The sequence below is a fragment of the uncultured Bradyrhizobium sp. genome (assembly GCF_936943645.1).
GTDB lineage: Bacteria > Pseudomonadota > Alphaproteobacteria > Rhizobiales > Xanthobacteraceae > Bradyrhizobium.
In genome coordinates, this window is the sequence record NZ_CAKZJO010000084.1 from 23,571 (window position 1) to 40,271 (window position 16,701).

Below are 16,701 nucleotides of genomic sequence, written 5' to 3' on the forward strand. Positions count from 1 at the left end.
GGCCGCTTTCGCTTCAGGGCCGCACAGCAGGCGTCTCCATCGGCAGGCCGCGTGCCCGCGACATCAAATAAAGCTCGAGCGCGACCAGCTCGGGCGAGCCGTAATCATAGGCCTGGGCGCGCACGCCGCTCATGCAGCTGCGCAAGCGCCGCTCCAGCGAGCCCAGCGTTTGCCATTCCAGCCGGTAGAGCGGATAGCCGGTGGGCTGTCCTTGCGTGATCGGTGCGCCCGCGAGGCGCCTGTCGAAATTGTCGTCGTGGCAATTGGTGCAGGCGAGGTTGAGCTGCCCCTCCCGCCGCATGAACAGGTCGCGGCCTTGCTCGACGAAGGGCCTTGCCTGCGGATCATCGCCAGCGGTGATCGCGACACTGCGCGATTGATGGGCGACGAAAGCGGAAAGCGCCAGGAGGTCGCGGCTCTCGTAAGGCAGGGGCGTGGCCTGCTGGTGATTGGCCCGGCAGAGGTTGATGCGCTGGTCGAGCGTGACGGGGCGGCCGAGCGCCTTGTCGATGGCCGGGTAGCGCGCCGCGACCCCCTTCATGCTGCCGCGCGCATCGCCATGGCAATCCGCGCAGGCTTTCTCCGCGCTGCCGGTCTTCTTGGCCCACAACGCCTCGCCGTCGAGCACGAACAGCATGCCGGGATTGGAGGTGTCGTCATCCTGCATCGCGCGCGTCTCCGGCCCCATGAAGGAATAGCCGGACCGGCGCGCATCGGGCGGAATTTCGCCGGCGAGCAGGGCCGGGGCCGCGGCGAACAATGCCGCCGCCGCTATCGCGCGCCAATCGCTCATTCGACGGTGATCGATGCCGATGCGGTGGACGAATAGCCGTTGTCGCCGATCCATTCGAACTCGAACTTGCCGCTCTCCTTGGCCACGGTGAAGAAAGACAAGTATGGATTCGCGGCGATCGCCGGAAACAGATCGGCACGGAAGATCTCGGTGCCGTTGTAGCGGCAGGTGAAGCTCGTGATGATGTCGCGCGGCACAAGCTTGCCGTCGGCTGTGTGGCGAAAGCCCGTCTCCATGATGTGCGAGGTCAGCGCGCGGATCTCGATGACATCGCCGCGTTTGGCCTTGGCGGGAACGTTGATGAGCGCGGCCATCAATTCATCTCCTCGGTACAGGCGGCCAGCGTCACGACGACGTCGGCGGCGACCTGCCGGAGGGTGTCGTCGGACAGGCGGGCGATCGCGACCACCTTCTGGGTGTCGGCGAGACGGATCCGGGTCGAGATTTGGGCCCGGCCGGAGGAGGGGGTGAGATAGAAATTGCCGATGTTCGGCTGCGGGTTCTTCTCGTTGAAGACGTGGATGCTCTTGACGTATTCGTCAGCCGTCATCGGGCTCGCGACGCTCACCGTCATCGGGACCGTGTTGCCGTTCTCGACCAGCGGTGGAATGTCGAGCTTCACCCTGCCGGTCCGAATCTGTGCTTCGCCGACGACGTTGCGGATCGCGTTGTTGAGCATTGCGGGCGTTGCGTGAAGCGGACGCAGGGTGACGATGGGGATCGTCCCGGCGACCGTCACACCTCCGGCAAGGTTCAAAAATTGTCGTCGCGTGGTTGGCATGAACAGTCCTAGTCGCGAAGCGTTGCAAGAAAGGCCACGATGTCCTCGATCTCCGCGGCCGACAAGATCGGCTTGCCGGTGAAATTGCGGCCTACGCGCACGAGGCCGTCGTTGCGATAGTAGGACGGCATGATGGTCTGTGCGTTGAATCGCGACGCATCGACCAGTCGAAGTCGCAACTGGCTTGCCGTCCAGCGGTTCCCGGCGCCGGTGAGGTCGGGCGCGAGATCACCCTGGAACCGGGTTTCAGGGAATGGGCCGGAATGGCAGAGGATGCAGGTCGTGGTGCGCGCGAGCACCAGCGCCCGTCCCCGCGCAGCCTCGCCGGGCGCGCCGGTGAGCGAGATTGGAATGCCATCGCCGATGATCTCAAAGGGGACAAGCCCTTCCGCGCGTGCAGTCCACGAAAGAGCGAGACTTGCGGCGATCAGCGCAGCGATATGGACGGATGCTCTAGCCAAAGGTGTTCGCCGTGAGGGTTTGAAACCAGCGCTCCGCCTCAGTCGCTTCGCGGGCCCGCAACTCGCGCGGCGCATCGACCGGGCTGGTCGCGCCGCCCTCGACCTCGGCATAGATGTCGCCCTTCGGCTGGTAATTGCCGGCGAGCGAAAATCCGTAACCGGGGGCAACGATGTTGTAGCAGACGCCGGTGAGCCGCGGCGCCTCTGGGGCGCGGCCGGCAAGGAGACTCGCGATGGCCGCGGCGCAGGCCTTGCCTTGACCGCTTGCGGCCGACGCCGATTTGGGAATGCCGCCGCCGAGGCAGGCATCGCCGATGATATGGATGTTCTTGACGAGTTTTGACTCGAACGTCACAGGATCGATCGGACACCAGCCGGTGTGGTCCGCCGCACCCGCGATCTCGGCGATGCGGCCTGCACGCTGCGGCGGGATGACGTTGGCGACGTCAGGCGTGTAATTGCCGAATTCGGTGACGATGGTCATGGTCGCCGGATCGACCGAGGTGACGCGGCCGCCCTGCGACAAGCCGATGCGCTCGATCATGTCGCCGTAGAGCTCCTTCCACGCCTTCTCGAACAGCCGCTGCTGGGAGAAACTATCCTTGGCATCGAGGATCAGTACTTTCGAGCGCGGCTTCTTCATCTTCAGGTAATGCGCGATCAGGCTGGCGCGCTCGTAGGGTGCCGGCGGGCAGCGCGAGGGATTGGCCGGGATGGCAATGACGACCGTGCCGCCATCGGCCATCGCTTCCAGCTGCCTGCGCAGCAGCAATGTCTGTGCGCCGGCCTTCCAGGCGTGCGGCATCTTCTCCGATGCGGCGTCGTCGTAGCCGGGCAGGGCTTCGCCATGGAAGTCGATGCCGGGCGAGAGCACGAGACGATCATAGGTCAACACTGTGCCATCGGCCGTCGTGACGCTCCGCTGCTGCGGCTCGATCTTCGCGGCCGCCTGGCCGATCACGGTGATGCCGTCGGCGGCGAGCTTGTCATAGCCGAATTGTTGCGCCTCCATCTCGCGCAGGCCGGCGATCACCTCGTTGCTGAACGGGCAGGAGGTGAAGACCTTGTTCGGCTCGATCAGCGCAACCTGCAGCTTCGTGTCGGCGCGCTTGAGCGCACGCGCGCAGGCCGCGCCACCGAAGCCACCGCCGATCACGACGATGCGGCCTGCCGATTGCGCACGCAGGATCGAAGGTGTGGCGAGCGATGTGGCCGCGGCGGTGATGCCGAGAACGGCATTCCGCCGTGTCACCGGCACATTCATGAGGCTTGTCCAAAAGGAAGTGTGCCGCGGCGGCCGTCGTGACCGCCGCGGAGTTTCTCAGGCGAAGGTGATGTTCTGGTCGCGCAGCGGCACCGAGCGGATGCGTTTGCCCGTCGCGGCGAAATACGCATTGAGCACGGCGGGCGCTGCGACGCCGATGGTGGGCTCGCCGACACCGCCCCAGAACCCACCGCTCGGCACCATCACCGATTCGACCTTTGGCATCTCGCTGATGCGCATCGAGTTATAGGTGTCGAAGTTGGTTTGCTCGATCTTGCCGTCCTTGACGGTGCAGCCGCCGTAGAACAGCGCGGAGAGGCCATAGACGAAGGAGCCCGCGATCTGCCGCTCCACCTGCGCCGGATTGACGACGTAGCCGGGATCGGTGGAAGCGACGATGCGATGCACCTTGATCTTGTTGCCGTCGGTCACCGAGATCTCGGCGGCGCCGGCGACATAGCTGCCATAGCCCATGACCTGGGCGATGCCGCGATAGACGCCCTGCGGCGCCGGCTTGTCCCAGCCGATCTTCTCGGCGACCGCATTGAGCACCGCCAGATGCTTGGGATGGTTGCCCATCAGCTTGCGGCGGAATTCGAGCGGGTCCTGGCCTGCGGCCTGGGCCAGCTCGTCCATGAAGCACTCCATGTAGATCGCATTGTGATTGACGTTGACGCCGCGCCAGAAGCCGGGCGGAACGTGCGGGTTGCGCATCGCATGCTCGACCAGCAGGTTCGGCACCGAATAGCCGAACGCGGCCTCGCCCGACTGGGCGACGCCCTGGAATGCCGCGGGGTCCATGCCGTTCTGCAGCGCTTCGGGGCGCAGCGAGAACAGGATCGACTGCCCGGACAGGCGGTAGTGCAGCGCGACCAGATTGTTGTTGGCATCGAACGCGCCGGTCATCTTGCACTGGGTGATCGGGTGATACCTGCCGTGGGCCATGTCCTCTTCACGCGACCACAACAGCTTGATCGGTGTGCCCGGCATCTGCTTGGCGATCATCACGGCTTGGCGGACATAGTCGGTCTGGCCGCGACGGCCGAAGCCGCCACCCAGCATCACCTTGTGGACGTCGCACTTGTCGGCCGGCAGGCCTGAGGCCTCCAGCACCGCGGCGAACGCCGCTTCGCCGTTCTGCGTGCCGCACCAGACCTCGCATTTGTCCGCGGTGTAGAGCGCGGTGGCGTTCATCGGCTCCATCGTGGCGTGGTTCTGGTAGGGATAGGAGTAGACGGCCTCGATCTTCTTCGCCGCACTCGCAATTGCCGCCTTGGCGTCGCCGTTCTTGTTGCCGACATAGGCCGGTTGATCGTTGTTGAGGCCCTCCGCCAGCCATTTCGCGATCGACTCGCTGGAGACTTTTGCGTTGTCGCCTTCGTCCCAGACGATCGGCAATGCCTCCAGCGCGGTCTTGGCGTGCCACCAGGTGTCGGCGACCACGGCGACCGCGGTGTCGCCGACCTTGACGACCTTCTTGACGCCTTTCATGCCGGCGATCTTGGCTTCGTCATAGCTCTTGAGCTTGCCGCCGAACACCGGGCAGTCCTTGATCGCGGCGTTCAGCATGTTCGGCAGCTTGACGTCGGCGCCGTAGATCATGGCGCCGGTGGTCTTGTCGACGGTGTCGAGCCGCTTCACGCCTTTGCCTATCAGCTTCCAGTCCTTGGGATCCTTCAGCTTGACCTCGGCCGGCGGCGTCAGCTTTGCCGCAGCCTCAGCCACTTTGCCGTAGGTCGTGGTCCGGCCCGAGGGCTTATGGGTGATGACACTGTTCTCGGCGGCGCATTCGGAGGCCGGCACCTTCCACGCGTCGGCGGCGGCCTGGATCAGCATTACGCGCGCGGTGGCGCCGCCCTTGCGGACATAGTCTTGCGAGGAGCGGATGCCGCGGCTGCCGCCGGTGGAGAAATCGCCCCAGACGCGCTTGCGGGCGACGCTCTGGCCCGGCGTCGGATATTCTGTCGTGACCTTGGTCCAGTCGCATTCGAGTTCCTCGGCGACGAGCTGGGCAAGGCCCGTCAGCGAGCCCTGGCCCATCTCGGAGCGGGCGATGCGGATCACCACGGTGTCGTCGGGCCTGACCACGACCCAGGCGCCGATTTCCGGCGAGCCGTCGGCCGCACGGACCACGGCGGGGCCACCGAAGGGGATGTCGAGGCCGATAGCAAGGCCTGCACCCAGCGTGGCGCTGCCGATGACGAAGGCGCGGCGGTTCATCTTGGGAGAAACATGCTTGTTCATGGGGCGGCTCCCTTAAGCGCTTGCGATCGTGTGGATCGCTTCGCGCACCTGCTGGAAGGTGCCGCAGCGGCAGATATTGGTGATGGCTTCGTCGATATCGGCGTCGGTCGGTTTCGGCTTCTCGCTCAGCAGTGCCGCCACCGCCATGATCATGCCGCTCTGGCAATAGCCGCATTGCGGCACGTCCTGGGCAATCCAGGCCTCCTGCACCTTGTGCAGCGTGTCGCCCGAAGAAAGTCCCTCGATCGTGGTGATCTTCTTGCCCTCGGCCTCGCTGACCGAGACGCCGCAGGAGCGGGTGGCAACGCCCTCGATGTGAACGGTGCAGGCGCCGCATTGTGCAATGCCGCAACCGTATTTGGTGCCGGTCAGGCCGGCATTCTCGCGGATCGCCCAGAGCAGTGGCGTATCCGGCTCGACGTCGAGGGTGAAGGTTTTTCCGTTGATTATTAGGTTTGCCATCGCAGTCCCCTGATTGGCCCAATCCACCGATTGAACTCCGGGGCGCAATCTGTCCGGCAAACTGGAACTGTTCAAATCAACAGTCCGAGGGGTCGATGCCGAATATTTTCGCGGCATGGGAAGATGATGGGAGGAGCGGTGTCGCGGCCGGAACGAGCCCGGCCCGAGCGAGATCCTCTCTCGCCGCCAGGGACGCGGTCTGAGGCGACGCCCGGCATGTTCCCGTCGCATCTATCGGCGAAGTTTGCCACCATTGTCGGGGTGCAACGCCGCGATGCTTTGCTACACTGGGGCGACGCTTTTAGGAGTTCCATGATCGTGCCGAGCCCCTGCAATGTGCTGATGCTCTATCCGCTGTTCACGGCGGAGTCGTTCTGGAGCTTTGGCGAATCCTGCAAGCTGATGGGCGTTCGGCGGCCTGCGGCTCCACTCGGCCTGATCACGGTCGCTGCGATGTTGCCGCAGAGCTGGACCATCCGGCTGATCGACTGCAACACGCAAGCGTTCGGTGACGAGGATCTCGCCTGGGCCGATGTCGTCTTCACCGGCGGCATGTTGCCGCAGCAGGCCGACACCCTGCGCCTGATCGAGCAGTGCCGCGCGGCCGGCAAGCCGGTCGTCGTCGGCGGTCCCGATCCGACCTCCAGCCCCCACATCTACGAGAAGGCCGACTTCCAGGTGCTCGGCGAGGCCGAGGGCGTCATCGACGAGTTCATCGCGGCCTGGGAGAACGGACAGCGCTCCGGCGTGTTCACCGCGCCGAAATTCCAGGCCGACGTCACCAGGACGCCGGTGCCGCGCTTCGACCTCTTGAGGTTCGAAGACTATCTCTATCTCGGTGTACAATATTCGCGCGGCTGTCCGTTCACCTGCGAGTTCTGCGACATCATCGAGCTCTACGGCCGCGTGCCCAGGACCAAGACGACCGAGCAGATGTTCGTCGAGCTCGAGACGCTCTACCAGATGGGTTACCGCGGCCATCTCGACTTCGTCGACGACAACTTTATCGGCAACAAGAAGTCGCTGCGCCAGTTCCTGCCCCAGCTCGCCGAATGGCAGCGCGCCCACAACTATCCCTTCGAGCTGTCGACCGAGGCCTCGGTCAATCTCGCCGACGATCCCGAGCTATTGGAACTGATGGGCGCGGCTAATTTCTTCGGCATCTTCGTCGGCATCGAAAGCCCGGATCCGGCGACGCTGGTCGCGATGCGCAAGAAGCAGAACACGCGGCGCAACATCGCCGAGAGCATCCACAAGATCTACGCGGCGGGCATGCTGGTCACCGCCGGCTTCATCGTCGGCTTCGACAACGAGAAGGTCTCGATGGCCGAGGCGATGATCGATTTCATCGAGGAGGCCGCGATCCCCGTCGCCATGGTCGGGCTGCTCTATGCGCTGCCCAACACGCAGCTGACGCGGCGACTGGAGAAGGAGGGACGGCTGCACGCCGACCACGATCTGGCGTCGACGAAAGGCGGCGACCAGTGCACCAGCGGCATCAATTTCGATCCGGTGCGGCCGTTGCGGGATATCCTGATGGACTACAGGACCGTGCTGGAGCGCGTCTATAGCCCGGCCGCCTATGCCGGACGCGTGGACAAGCTGATGACGCTGCTCGACCGCTCGCGGCAGCGTCACGAGCTTGCGGAGGGCGACATCCGCTCGCGGGTCGGGGCGATGGAGACCGTGCATCGCGTGATCACCGCGATCCCCGAGGCGCGCGGGCCGTTGTGGCAGACCTTCATGAACTGCGCCAAGCGCGATACCTCGTCGGCGCGCATCGCGGTGCAGATGATCGCGGCCTATGCGCATCTCGGGCCGTTCTCGCGCAAGGTCATCGATGCCATCGACGCGCGCCTCGCCGCGCTCGATGACGAGGCGGTCATCCCGGCCGCTGCGACGATCGACGCGACCGCTGCCCGGCACCCGGTCTGAAGGGCTTACTTCACCGCCAGCCGCAAGAAGCTCATCACGCTGCCGAGCGCGGCGAAGCCCGCTCCAAGCGCGAGCGCCACCGTCGCGCCGTCGTGGCCCGCGAGTGCGAAGCAGGCGGCGGCGAGCGCTGCCCCCGTCGTTTGCCCCGTCAGCCGCGCGGTGGCGACGATGCCGGAAGCACTGCCACTACGGTGCGGCGGCGCGCTGGACATCACGGCTTTCATGTTGGGCGCCTGGAAAAAACCAAAACCCATGCCGCAGATCACCATCCGCCAGATGATATCGGGAATGGCCGGATTGGACGGCAGCATCGCGAGCAGCGCCATGCCGAGGCCGAGCAGCACGAGGCCGATGCCGCCGAGCAGGCCGACCGCGTGGCGGTCGGACAGGCGCCCCGCGATCGGCGCCATGATGCCGACCACCAGTGGCCATGGCGTCATGAACAAGCCGGTCTCGACCTGCGAGCGCCCGAGCACGTCCTCGAAGTAGAACGGCAGCGAGACGAAGGCGAGGCCCTGCACGGCGAAGGAGCAGACGGCCGTCGCTGCCGACAGCGCGAACATCGGCCGCGCGAACAGGTCGATCGGCAGCATTGGCGCCGGATGGTCGGCGTGCCGGCGGGTCAGGATGAAGCCGAGCGCGAGCGCGGCGACCAGCTCGATGCCCACGACCACCGGCGACAGATTGTGCGCGGCGCTGCCGATGCCGGTGATGAACAGGCCGAGGCAGGCCGATGCCAGCACCGCGCCGAGAAAATCAAAACCGTGATCGGCGCGCGGCGTCTTCGGCAGCATCGCAACGCCGATGCCGATGGCGATGAGGCCAAAGGGTATGTTGACGGCAAACAGCCACGGCCACGGCCCGATCGCGAGGATGGCCGACGCAATCGACGGCCCGAACGTGAAGGCGGTCGCGACCACCAGCGCGTTGTGACCGAAGCCGCGGCCGAGCATCCTGCCGGGATAGACGAAGCGCACCAGCGCGGTGTTGACGCTCATGATGCCGCTGGCGCCGAGGCCCTGCAGCGTGCGGGCGACCAGCAGGCTGTCCAGCGACCACGCCACCGAGCAGAGCAGCGAGGCGATGGTGAACAGGATCAGGCCGCCGAGATAGATCCGCTGGTGCCCGACGATCTCGCCGAGCGCCCCGAGCGGCAGCAGCGTTGCCACCAGCGCGATCTGGTAGACATTGACGACCCACACCGACTGCTCCGGCGAGACGTGCAGATCGGCGGCAATGGCGGGCAGCGCGATGTTGGCGATCGCGGTGTCGAGCGAAGCCATCGCCAGCGCGGTGAAGATCGCCGCGATCGCCCAGCGACGCTGGGCCGCCGGAAGTCCATCGGTGACGGGGTGGTCGGGCTCGCGCGCGGCGGCGGGTAACGTGATTGTCATTGCGTGGGCGCGTGGCTCCGGCGGCGCGGCTCAAGAGGGACATCCGGCATGTACTACGGTGGGGCCACCTTCCACAGGCATATGCTTGCATGCTGTGTATGCGCGAAGGGAAGGCGATGTGGCCGCGTGCCGGCGTATGATCGCGGCGCGATTGCAAATTCAGGGGAAACGCCATGCAAATCGTCGTTCTGCCCGGTGACGGTATCGGACCCGAGATCACGACCGCGACAACGGGCGTGCTGCGTGCGGCCTCCGAGCGCTTCCAGCTCAACCTTCGGCTGGAGGAGCATGCGGTCGGGCATGCCAGCCTGAAACAGTTTGGCACGACGGTGCGCCCCGAGCTGCTCGACATCGTCCGCGCCGCCGACGGCCTGATCCTGGGGCCGACCGCGACCTTCGACTTCAAGGACGAGGCGCATGGCGAGATCAATCCGTCCAAGCACTTCCGCAAGAACCTCGACCTCTACGCCAATGTCAGGCCGGCGCGCACCTATGCGGGGCGGCCCGGCCGGCTCGGCGACTTCGACCTCGTCGTGGTTCGCGAGAACACCGAAGGCTTCTATGCCGATCGCAATCTGGAGCAAGGCAATGGCGAGATGCTGGTCACATCAGACGTCGTGATCTCGCTGCGACGGATCACGCGCCTCTGCTGCGAGCGCATCGCGCACGCCGCCTGCCGGCTGGCGATGAAGCGGCGCAGGCACCTCACCATCGTGCACAAGGCCAATGTGCTCAAGATCGGCGACGGCATGTTCCTCGACATCTGCCGCGCGGCGGCCAAGGACTATCCCGGGCTCGCCGTCGACGACATCCTGGTCGATGCCATGATGGCGCATGTGGTGCGCAACCCCGACCGTTTCGACGTCATCGTGTCCACCAACATGTTCGGCGACATCCTGTCCGATCTCACTGCCGAGCTCTCCGGCAGCCTCGGCCTCGGCGGTTCGCTCAATGTCGGCGACCGCTACGCCATGGCGCAGGCCGCGCACGGCTCGGCGCCCGATATCGCCGGACAGGACGTCGCCAATCCGGTGTCGCTGATCCTGTCGACCGCGTTGCTGCTCGGCTGGCACGGCGAGAGGACCGGCGCCGTCCGCTACGAAGAGGCCGGGCGCGCGATCGAGGCGGCGGTGGCCAGATCGATCGGCGAGGGCCGCGCGACACGCGACGTCGGCGGCAAGCTCGGCACCATCGCCGCGGGCGCGGCGATTGCGGAGATCCTGCAGGCGGGGTGAGAGGCTGGGTGTACTTTTTTTTGCTCGGGGGCCAAGCAAAAAATCGAAAAACAACCCCATGCACAGTAGAAGGCCCTTGATCCATAAGGGGTTTTGAAAGCACGTTGCAGCGACATTCGCGGCGGCGATGAAGTTGACCCGTCGGGCAAAACACCGAGGCACTGGTTGCGAGCGGGGGTGGGCCAAAGCGCGCTTTCGTCCTCCGCGATGTGCTCGTCAGGCCGCGTGGCGGGGCGCATCTGCCAGCCTCCCGTTGAGCCAGATCAATACTCCCGGAGCACGTCCGCGGACCTTTCCATGAGCGTACCGATGGAAGGGGGCCGACATGCGAACTCTGCTCAGGGAGATCCGGAATACACCTTTGCTCTGGATGCTGGTGTTCGTCCCCATCGTGCTGGTGGCCGAGGCGGCGGTGCCGCATTCGCACACGCTGCTGTTCGTGCTGGCCGTGCTTGCCATCGTGCCGCTGGCGGCTCTGCTCAGCCATGCCACCGAAGCGGTTGCTGCAAAAACCGGCGATGCTGTCGGCGGGCTGCTCAATGCCACGCTCGGCAATCTGACGGAGCTGATCATCGCCATCACGGCGCTGCGCGCCGGCCAGTACATGCTCGTGAAGGCTTCGATTGCGGGCGCGATCGTCACCAACGCGGTTTTCATGCTGGGGGCCTGCCTGCTGCTCGGCGGCCTGCGCTACCACGTGCAGGAGTACAACCGCGCCGGCGCGCGGCTCTCGTCCGGCCTGCTGCTGATGGCGACCGTGGCGTTGCTTGCGCCTTCGGCGGTCGCCGATCTCGAGCATCTGCCGCAGGGCGGGGCCGTCCTCAACAAGCTGAGCCTCGGCATTTCAATCCTGCTGATCTTCGCTTACGCGCTCGGCCTGTGGTTCTCGCTGGTGACGCACAAGGAATTGTTCGCAAGCGCCGATCACGGCGACGACAAGGAGGCGCACTGGCCGATCGGAGTAGCCGTGGGCACGCTGTTGGTCGTCACGGTGCTGGTCGCGCTCGTCAGCGAGATCTTCGTGGAATCGGTGCAGAAGGCAGCGGAGACCTTCGGCATGAGCCCGGCCTTCGTCGGCTTCATCGTCGTCTCGCTGGTCGGCGCCGCCGCGGAATTTGCCGTGGCCTTCGGCGCGGCCCGCAAGGACCGGCTCGACATGGCCGTCAGCATCGCGCTCGGCAGCGCCTCGCAGATCGCGCTGTTCGTTGCGCCCGCGCTGGTGCTGCTCAGCTATGTCGTGGGGCCGAAGCCGCTGGACCTGCAGTTCTGGCCGGGAGCCGTGACCATGGTGATGATTGCGACGGTCACGTCGGCCTTCATCACGGCAAGCGGACGCTCGGCATGGTTCGTCGGCGCGCTGATGGTCTTCATCTACGCAGTGTTCGCGCTGACGCTGTATGTGGTCCCGCCGGCGGGACAGGGATGACGTACGCCGAGCGGCGTTGCCGATCACTCATGTTCACGTTCACGGCAGGAGGGTCACGAGTTCGTAGACGATCACGGCAGCGCCGAGACAGCGCCGCCAAGGGTTGACGCCGCGGATGATCTCGTCCGCGCCCCAGATGATGAGTCCGCCTTTCACGACGATGGTCAAGCCGACGCTCGCCTTGCCTGCGGAAGGCCAGAGCCAGAGCAGAACGCCTGCGACGAGCACGATCCAAAGCAGAAGATTGGGCCATTGCGCGATGGTGATGGCGCCTGTTTCGCGATTGCGGAAGAACCACTGAAGGAAACGCCGCATCGACCGTGCCGATCAGAGCCGGACTTGACCCTCTTGGTTACCCTGCCAATACGTGACGCGGCTCGCCTTGACCTTGATCAGCACGATGCCCGGCGTGTCGATGCCGCGGTCGAACCATTTGTCGAGATCGCTGGTCCAATGTTGCTGGAAGGCCGCCTTGTCCCGGATCAATTCGGCGGTCCCTTCGACGGCGACATAGATGCCGTTCGAAAAAAGGCCCGCTTCTGACGAAAACCCGAGCGCGACTTTCGGGTTTCGTTGGATGTCCGAGACGGTGCGCGTCTGTTCATACGCAAAGTAGTAGGACGTGCCGTCATAGGCGACATCGCCATTGTTGCTCATCGGACGGTTGGCGATCTCGCCGTTCTCGGTATGGGTGGAAAGAATGGCGATGTCGATCCCGGCCATTTCTTTCGCGATCTCGGCGAGCGGTTTCCTGGACATGAACTTTCCTCGAGTGAGGCTGGAGCAACGACGGGATCAGGCCCATGTTCCTGCGCCCCTCCAGGCTCCAAACTAAAACCGCCCCCGACGGCGGTCGGAGGCGGTTCTGAATCGGATCGGACTAGTGGCCGGTGCCGGGCTTTGTGGTCTTCGGGGGCTTGCCGTCTTCCATCCGGCCCTCGTTCCGGAGGTCGCGCCCCTCCTGAGCCTTGCGCTGACTCTCGGGATCCTTGCCGTGCTCGTTCATCTCTTCCTTGATGTAACCTGCGCCTTCCTTGATCTTGCCTTCAACGCTCATGGTTTTCTCCTTCTATATAGGAGACAACGTGTTGGCCGACCGACCGTTCCTGCATCGAACCGACGCTTTGCGCGGAACCCGCTGCTCGCGAATGCAGATGATACGGGCGTTCCCATCATTCCCAGCGAGTGTGCCTCTAAAACTGATACCGCCGCAGGCCCCCATCCACGGGGATCACTGTCCCCGTGATGTACCTTGCGACAGGTGACGCCAGAAACACCGCGAGCGCTGCCAGATCCTCCGGCTCGCCCCAATAGCCGACCGGGATCTCCTCTTCCGCAAACCGCTCGCGATAGTCGGGTGCGTAGTTGCGGCGGATCTGTTCGCTCATGATGCGGCCGGGCGGGATACAGTTGATGGTGATGCCGTGCTCGCCGATCTCGCGCGACAGGCCCTTGGCCCAGGCGTGTACGGCGGCCTTGGCAGCGAAGGCGGCGTTGAGGCCTTCCGGCTCGGACTTGCCGGTGATGTTGACGATGCGGCCCCATTTGCGCGCGATCATCTGCGGCAGCAGGGCATGCGCGATGCGGCGGTAGCTGGTGAAGTTCAGCGCGATCGCCTCGTCCCATTTGCTGTCGGGCGCATCGACGGGGAGGGGACGGCTGCCGCCGGCATTGTTGATGAGGATGTCGACATGGCCGAGCTCCTTCACCGCGAAGGCCGCGATCCGCTCCGCCGCGTCCTTCGCCATGACGTCCTGCTCGAGCGGCGTGATCAGTCCGCCACCGACCTCCTTCACCAGCTCTGCAAGCAGGTCGGTGCGCCGCGCCACGCCGACGACGCGCACGCCTTCGGCGGCCAGGCCCTTGGCGATGGCACGGCCGATGCCGATGCTCGCGCCGGTGACGACTGCGGTTTTCGATTTGAGCCCGAGGTCCATGGTCGCACGCTCTCTTGGTTGTTTTCTTGCTTGTTGCTGCTCGTTCCCGTCCCGTCCCGCTCGGGGCGATTTGCCCGACCGGGACGAGCAGTGGTAACCAAGAGCCTTGACCAAGGACAAGAGCCTTGGCGAAGGAAACAGCAAAAAGAAAAGGCGTTGAGCGATGGTCTGGGATCCGCAGCAATATCTGAAATTCTCCGGCCATCGGCTCCGGCCTGCTGTGGACCTCCTGATGCGGATCCCGGATTTTGGCCCGCGCACGATTGCCGATCTCGGCGCGGGCGCCGGCAACGTGACGAAGCTGATCAAGGAGCGATGGCCGGAGGCGAGCGTAACAGGCGTCGAAGGCTCGGCCGAGATGGTCGCCGCCGGCCGCAAGGCTGCGCCCGAGGTGGAATGGTCACATGAGGATCTCGGCCATTGGCGCCCCGGCAGGCAATACGACTTGATCTATTCCAATGCCGCACTGCACTGGTTGCCCAATCATGCGGCACTGTTTCCCTCGGTGATGGAGAAGGTGAAGCCTAGCGGCATGCTTGCGGTGCAGATGCCGCGCAACTTCCTGGCGCCGTCGCATGTGCTGATCGGCGAGACCGCGCTCGACGGTCCGTGGCGCTCCAAGGTCGAGCACCTCGTCACGCCGCCGCCGGTCGAGGGGCCGGCCTGTTATCATGATCTTCTCGCGCCGATGTCGGCCAATATCGACATCTGGGAGACCGAATATCTGCAGGTGCTCGAAGGCGAGAACCCGGTCAAGGAATGGACCAAGGGGACTTGGCTGACGCGCTATCTCGACGTGCTGGAGGGAGACGAGAAGGTCGCATTTGAAGCCGCCTATGGCGCGCGCGTGGCGAAGGCCTATCCGAAGAATGCGGCGGGGCAGACCCTGTTCCCGTTCCGCCGTCTGTTCATGGTCGCCCAGCGCAAGGATTGATGCGCTGCCGCAATGCGGCATAAGCGCTCGTTCCCCGGGACGGGTGCGGGTGCGAGGTTGCGTTAACAGCGCTCGTCAAGATAACTTGGCTGCGGCAAATTGGGCTTAGGTCTAGTTGTTCGGCTCGCGGATTACTGCCACTACTCAAACCGGAAAAGAAAAAGGCACCCGGTTTGTCTGGGGTTGTTGGGGAGGTCTTCATGCGCAAACTGCTTCTCGCGGTCGCGGCGGCCGCGCTCGTTCTCGCTCCTGCCGTTGGCCAGGCTCAGACTCCGATCGTCATCAAGTTCAGCCACGTCGTCGCCAACGACACCCCGAAAGGCAAAGGCGCGCTGAAGTTCAAGGAGCTTGCGGAGAAATACACCGACGGCAAGGTCAAGGTCGAAGTGTACCCGAACTCCACGCTCTACAAGGACAAGGAGGAGATCGAGGCGCTGCAGCTCGGCTCCGTGCAGATGCTCGCTCCCTCCACCGCGAAGTTCGCGCCGCTCGGCGTCAAGGAGTTCGAAGCGCTCGACCTCCCCTGGCTGTTCAAGGATGACCAGACCTATGCGAATGCGATGAAGGGTACGGTCGGCAAGTGGCTGTTCCAGAAGCTGGAGGCCAAGGGCATCACCGGGCTCGCCTATTGGGACAATGGTTTCCACATGGTCTCCTCTAATCGCCCGCTGATAAAGCCGACCGACTTCCAGGGCCTCAAGTTCCGCATCTCCGGCTCGAAGGTCGCCGACCAGTATTTCCGCCTTGTCGGCTCGATCCCGCAGATCATGGCGTTCTCCGAAGTCTATCAAGCTTTGCAGACCGGCGTGGTCGACGGCTGCGAGAACACCGCGTCCAACTATCTGACGCAGAAATTCTACGAGGTGCAGAAGGACATCACCGTGTCCTATCACGCGCATCTGCAATATGCCGTGATCGTCAATTCGAAGTTCTGGTCGGGCCTGCCACCCGACATTCGAACCCAGCTCGACAAGGCGATGGCGGACGCGACCGACTACACCAACCAGATCGCGCACCAGGAGAACGAAGACGCGCTGGTCGCGATCAAGAAGACCGGAAAGACCAATCTGCATTATCTGACCGATGCCGATCGCAAGGCGTGGCAGGAAGCGATGCAGCCGACGTATAAATGGGCAAAGGGGCGAGTCGGGCAGGAGGTGCTCGATCTCGTCGCCAAGGAACTCGACGTCAAGATGAACTGACGGCCGCGGCCCAATAAGAACAACACGAACGGTCGGGGGTGATCACACTCCCGGCCGTTTCGCATCAGAATGACGAGCCGATGCTGGGGGGACCAAGTTGCTGCGTGTGCTGAACCGTGTGCTCGACCATCTCGAGGAATGGCTGATCGCGACGATGATCGCGGCCGCGACGTCGCTCATCTTCGTTGCCGTGCTGCACCGTTACGGCGCCGGGCTGTCGATCGACATCGCCAAATGGGCGGAAGCCCGCAACCTGGCTTTCCTGGCCGTGCCGGCGCGCGCGACGTTCGTCTGGCTTGCGGCGCTCGACCTCTCCTGGGCGCAGGAGCTCTGCATCTACATGTTCATCTGGATGGCGAAGTTCGGCGCCGCTTACGGCGTGCGGACCGGCATCCATGTCGGCGTCGACGTGCTGGTCAACATCCTTCCCGGCGGATCGCGCCGGCGCGTCATCACCTTCGGTCTTCTATGCGGCGCGCTCTTCACCGCCATCGTTGCCTATTTCGGTGCCGCCTTCGTCGGCCAGATGTGGCAGACCGGCCAGCAGTCCAACGATCTGGAAGCCCCGATGTGGATGGTGTACCTCACCATTCCGCTCGGCTCCGGCTTGATGTGCTTCCGCTTCCTGCAGGT

The 16,701-nt window shown here is 64.6% G+C and carries 17 protein-coding genes and 1 pseudogene; 6 read left to right on the forward strand and 12 right to left on the reverse strand.

The window, feature by feature from the left end; genetic code table 11:
* Positions 1-13: 13 nt before the first annotated feature.
* The 7 genes from soxA to Q0743_RS24220 are packed head-to-tail and all read right to left on the reverse strand — an operon-like array spanning position 14 to position 6,005.
* The gene (gene soxA, locus Q0743_RS24190; RefSeq protein WP_298243996.1) at positions 14-793 is read right to left on the reverse strand and encodes a sulfur oxidation c-type cytochrome SoxA; all 780 of its coding nucleotides are present in this window, start codon (positions 791-793) and stop codon (positions 14-16) included.
* A complete protein-coding gene (gene soxZ / locus Q0743_RS24195) occupies positions 790-1,107 on the reverse strand; it encodes a thiosulfate oxidation carrier complex protein SoxZ (protein WP_298243997.1) in 318 nt (105 codons plus the stop codon). Before soxZ ends, soxA begins: the two co-directional genes overlap by 4 nt.
* Positions 1,107-1,574: a SoxY-related AACIE arm protein gene (locus Q0743_RS24200; RefSeq protein WP_298243998.1), complete on the reverse strand. Its 468-nt coding sequence runs from the start codon at positions 1,572-1,574 to the stop codon at positions 1,107-1,109. The genes soxZ and Q0743_RS24200 overlap by 1 nt, the downstream gene beginning before the upstream one ends.
* An 8-nt stretch (positions 1,575-1,582) precedes the next feature.
* Entirely contained in the window at positions 1,583-2,035 is a 453-nt protein-coding gene (soxX, locus tag Q0743_RS24205; RefSeq protein ID WP_298243999.1) for a sulfur oxidation c-type cytochrome SoxX, read from the reverse strand.
* Positions 2,028-3,299 carry an NAD(P)/FAD-dependent oxidoreductase gene (locus Q0743_RS24210; RefSeq protein ID WP_298244000.1) on the reverse strand — a complete coding sequence of 424 codons (1,272 nt, stop codon included), beginning with the start codon at positions 3,297-3,299 and terminating at the stop codon, positions 2,028-2,030. Before Q0743_RS24210 ends, soxX begins: the two co-directional genes overlap by 8 nt.
* Positions 3,300-3,356: 57 nt before the next feature.
* Positions 3,357-5,543 (reverse strand): molybdopterin cofactor-binding domain-containing protein, encoded by a 2,187-nt coding sequence (locus Q0743_RS24215; protein WP_298244001.1) that lies wholly within the window; start codon positions 5,541-5,543, stop codon positions 3,357-3,359.
* A gap of 12 nt (positions 5,544-5,555) precedes the next feature.
* Entirely contained in the window at positions 5,556-6,005 is a 450-nt protein-coding gene (locus Q0743_RS24220; RefSeq protein WP_298244002.1) for a (2Fe-2S)-binding protein, read from the reverse strand.
* 312 nt (positions 6,006-6,317) lie between these two features.
* Between Q0743_RS24220 and Q0743_RS24225 the strand changes: the two genes are divergently transcribed.
* On the forward strand, positions 6,318-7,940 hold the full coding sequence (locus Q0743_RS24225; protein ID WP_298244003.1) for a B12-binding domain-containing radical SAM protein: 1,623 nt from the start codon (positions 6,318-6,320) through the stop codon (positions 7,938-7,940).
* A 5-nt stretch (positions 7,941-7,945) separates the two neighbouring features.
* Here Q0743_RS24225 and Q0743_RS24230 read toward each other — a convergent pair whose 3' ends face one another.
* Positions 7,946-9,334 carry an MFS transporter gene (locus tag Q0743_RS24230; protein ID WP_298244004.1) on the reverse strand — a complete coding sequence of 463 codons (1,389 nt, stop codon included), beginning with the start codon at positions 9,332-9,334 and terminating at the stop codon, positions 7,946-7,948.
* Positions 9,335-9,507: 173 nt separating this feature from the next.
* Between Q0743_RS24230 and Q0743_RS24235 the strand changes: the two genes are divergently transcribed.
* Together Q0743_RS24235 and cax are read left to right on the forward strand one after the other, a co-directional pair.
* Entirely contained in the window at positions 9,508-10,569 is a 1,062-nt protein-coding gene (locus tag Q0743_RS24235; protein WP_298244005.1) for an isocitrate/isopropylmalate family dehydrogenase, read from the forward strand.
* Positions 10,570-10,894: 325 nt separating this feature from the next.
* A complete protein-coding gene (gene cax / locus Q0743_RS24240) occupies positions 10,895-11,995 on the forward strand; it encodes a calcium/proton exchanger (RefSeq protein ID WP_298244006.1) in 1,101 nt (366 codons plus the stop codon).
* Between the two features lie 39 nt (positions 11,996-12,034).
* On the opposite strand, the gene Q0743_RS24245 is transcribed toward cax, so the two are convergent.
* The 4 genes from Q0743_RS24245 to Q0743_RS24260 all read right to left on the reverse strand — a co-directional run bounded on the left by Q0743_RS24245 (position 12,035) and on the right by Q0743_RS24260 (position 13,932).
* Positions 12,035-12,310 carry a hypothetical protein gene (locus Q0743_RS24245; protein WP_298244007.1) on the reverse strand — a complete coding sequence of 92 codons (276 nt, stop codon included), beginning with the start codon at positions 12,308-12,310 and terminating at the stop codon, positions 12,035-12,037.
* A 12-nt stretch (positions 12,311-12,322) separates the two neighbouring features.
* Entirely contained in the window at positions 12,323-12,754 is a 432-nt protein-coding gene (locus Q0743_RS24250) for a pyridoxamine 5'-phosphate oxidase family protein (RefSeq protein ID WP_298244008.1), read from the reverse strand.
* 121 nt (positions 12,755-12,875) lie between these two features.
* Entirely contained in the window at positions 12,876-13,052 is a 177-nt protein-coding gene (locus tag Q0743_RS24255) for a hypothetical protein (protein WP_018322718.1), read from the reverse strand.
* A 136-nt stretch (positions 13,053-13,188) separates the two neighbouring features.
* On the reverse strand, positions 13,189-13,932 hold the full coding sequence (locus Q0743_RS24260) for an SDR family oxidoreductase (RefSeq protein WP_298244009.1): 744 nt from the start codon (positions 13,930-13,932) through the stop codon (positions 13,189-13,191).
* Between the two features lie 163 nt (positions 13,933-14,095).
* Here Q0743_RS24260 and Q0743_RS24265 point away from each other — a divergent pair, with 163 nt between their 5' ends.
* The 3 genes and pseudogenes from Q0743_RS24265 to Q0743_RS34300 form a co-directional block, all read left to right on the forward strand.
* Positions 14,096-14,866, forward strand: a complete 771-nt coding sequence (locus tag Q0743_RS24265) for a methyltransferase domain-containing protein (protein WP_298244010.1) — start codon at positions 14,096-14,098, stop codon at positions 14,864-14,866.
* A gap of 200 nt (positions 14,867-15,066) precedes the next feature.
* Entirely contained in the window at positions 15,067-16,068 is a 1,002-nt protein-coding gene (locus Q0743_RS24270) for a DctP family TRAP transporter solute-binding subunit (RefSeq protein WP_298244011.1), read from the forward strand.
* 154 nt (positions 16,069-16,222) lie between these two features.
* Positions 16,223-16,699: pseudogene (locus tag Q0743_RS34300) on the forward strand (TRAP transporter small permease); the annotation flags it as partial.
* Between the last annotated feature and the right edge of the window lie 2 nt (positions 16,700-16,701).

Excerpts from the sequence above, each read along its gene's own strand:
- Q0743_RS24225 (WP_298244003.1), top strand. The coding sequence starts at position 6,318 with ATGATCGTGCCGAGCCCCTGCAATGTGCTGATGCTCTATCCGCTGTTC.
- soxZ (WP_298243997.1), bottom strand. The coding sequence starts at position 1,107 with ATGGCCGCGCTCATCAACGTTCCCGCCAAGGCCAAACGCGGCGATGTC.
- Q0743_RS24270 (WP_298244011.1), top strand. The coding sequence starts at position 15,067 with ATGCGCAAACTGCTTCTCGCGGTCGCGGCGGCCGCGCTCGTTCTCGCT.
- Q0743_RS24235 (WP_298244005.1), top strand. The coding sequence starts at position 9,508 with ATGCAAATCGTCGTTCTGCCCGGTGACGGTATCGGACCCGAGATCACG.
- cax (WP_298244006.1), top strand. The coding sequence starts at position 10,895 with ATGCGAACTCTGCTCAGGGAGATCCGGAATACACCTTTGCTCTGGATG.
- Q0743_RS24245 (WP_298244007.1), bottom strand. The coding sequence starts at position 12,310 with ATGCGGCGTTTCCTTCAGTGGTTCTTCCGCAATCGCGAAACAGGCGCC.
- Q0743_RS24200 (WP_298243998.1), bottom strand. The coding sequence starts at position 1,574 with ATGCCAACCACGCGACGACAATTTTTGAACCTTGCCGGAGGTGTGACG.
- Q0743_RS24260 (WP_298244009.1), bottom strand. The coding sequence starts at position 13,932 with ATGGACCTCGGGCTCAAATCGAAAACCGCAGTCGTCACCGGCGCGAGC.
- Q0743_RS24210 (WP_298244000.1), bottom strand. The coding sequence starts at position 3,299 with ATGAATGTGCCGGTGACACGGCGGAATGCCGTTCTCGGCATCACCGCC.
- Q0743_RS24265 (WP_298244010.1), top strand. The coding sequence starts at position 14,096 with ATGGTCTGGGATCCGCAGCAATATCTGAAATTCTCCGGCCATCGGCTC.
- soxA (WP_298243996.1), bottom strand. The coding sequence starts at position 793 with ATGAGCGATTGGCGCGCGATAGCGGCGGCGGCATTGTTCGCCGCGGCC.
- Q0743_RS24215 (WP_298244001.1), bottom strand. The coding sequence starts at position 5,543 with ATGAACAAGCATGTTTCTCCCAAGATGAACCGCCGCGCCTTCGTCATC.
- Q0743_RS24230 (WP_298244004.1), bottom strand. The coding sequence starts at position 9,334 with ATGACAATCACGTTACCCGCCGCCGCGCGCGAGCCCGACCACCCCGTC.
- Q0743_RS24250 (WP_298244008.1), bottom strand. The coding sequence starts at position 12,754 with ATGTCCAGGAAACCGCTCGCCGAGATCGCGAAAGAAATGGCCGGGATC.
- Q0743_RS24220 (WP_298244002.1), bottom strand. The coding sequence starts at position 6,005 with ATGGCAAACCTAATAATCAACGGAAAAACCTTCACCCTCGACGTCGAG.
- Q0743_RS24255 (WP_018322718.1), bottom strand. The coding sequence starts at position 13,052 with ATGAGCGTTGAAGGCAAGATCAAGGAAGGCGCAGGTTACATCAAGGAA.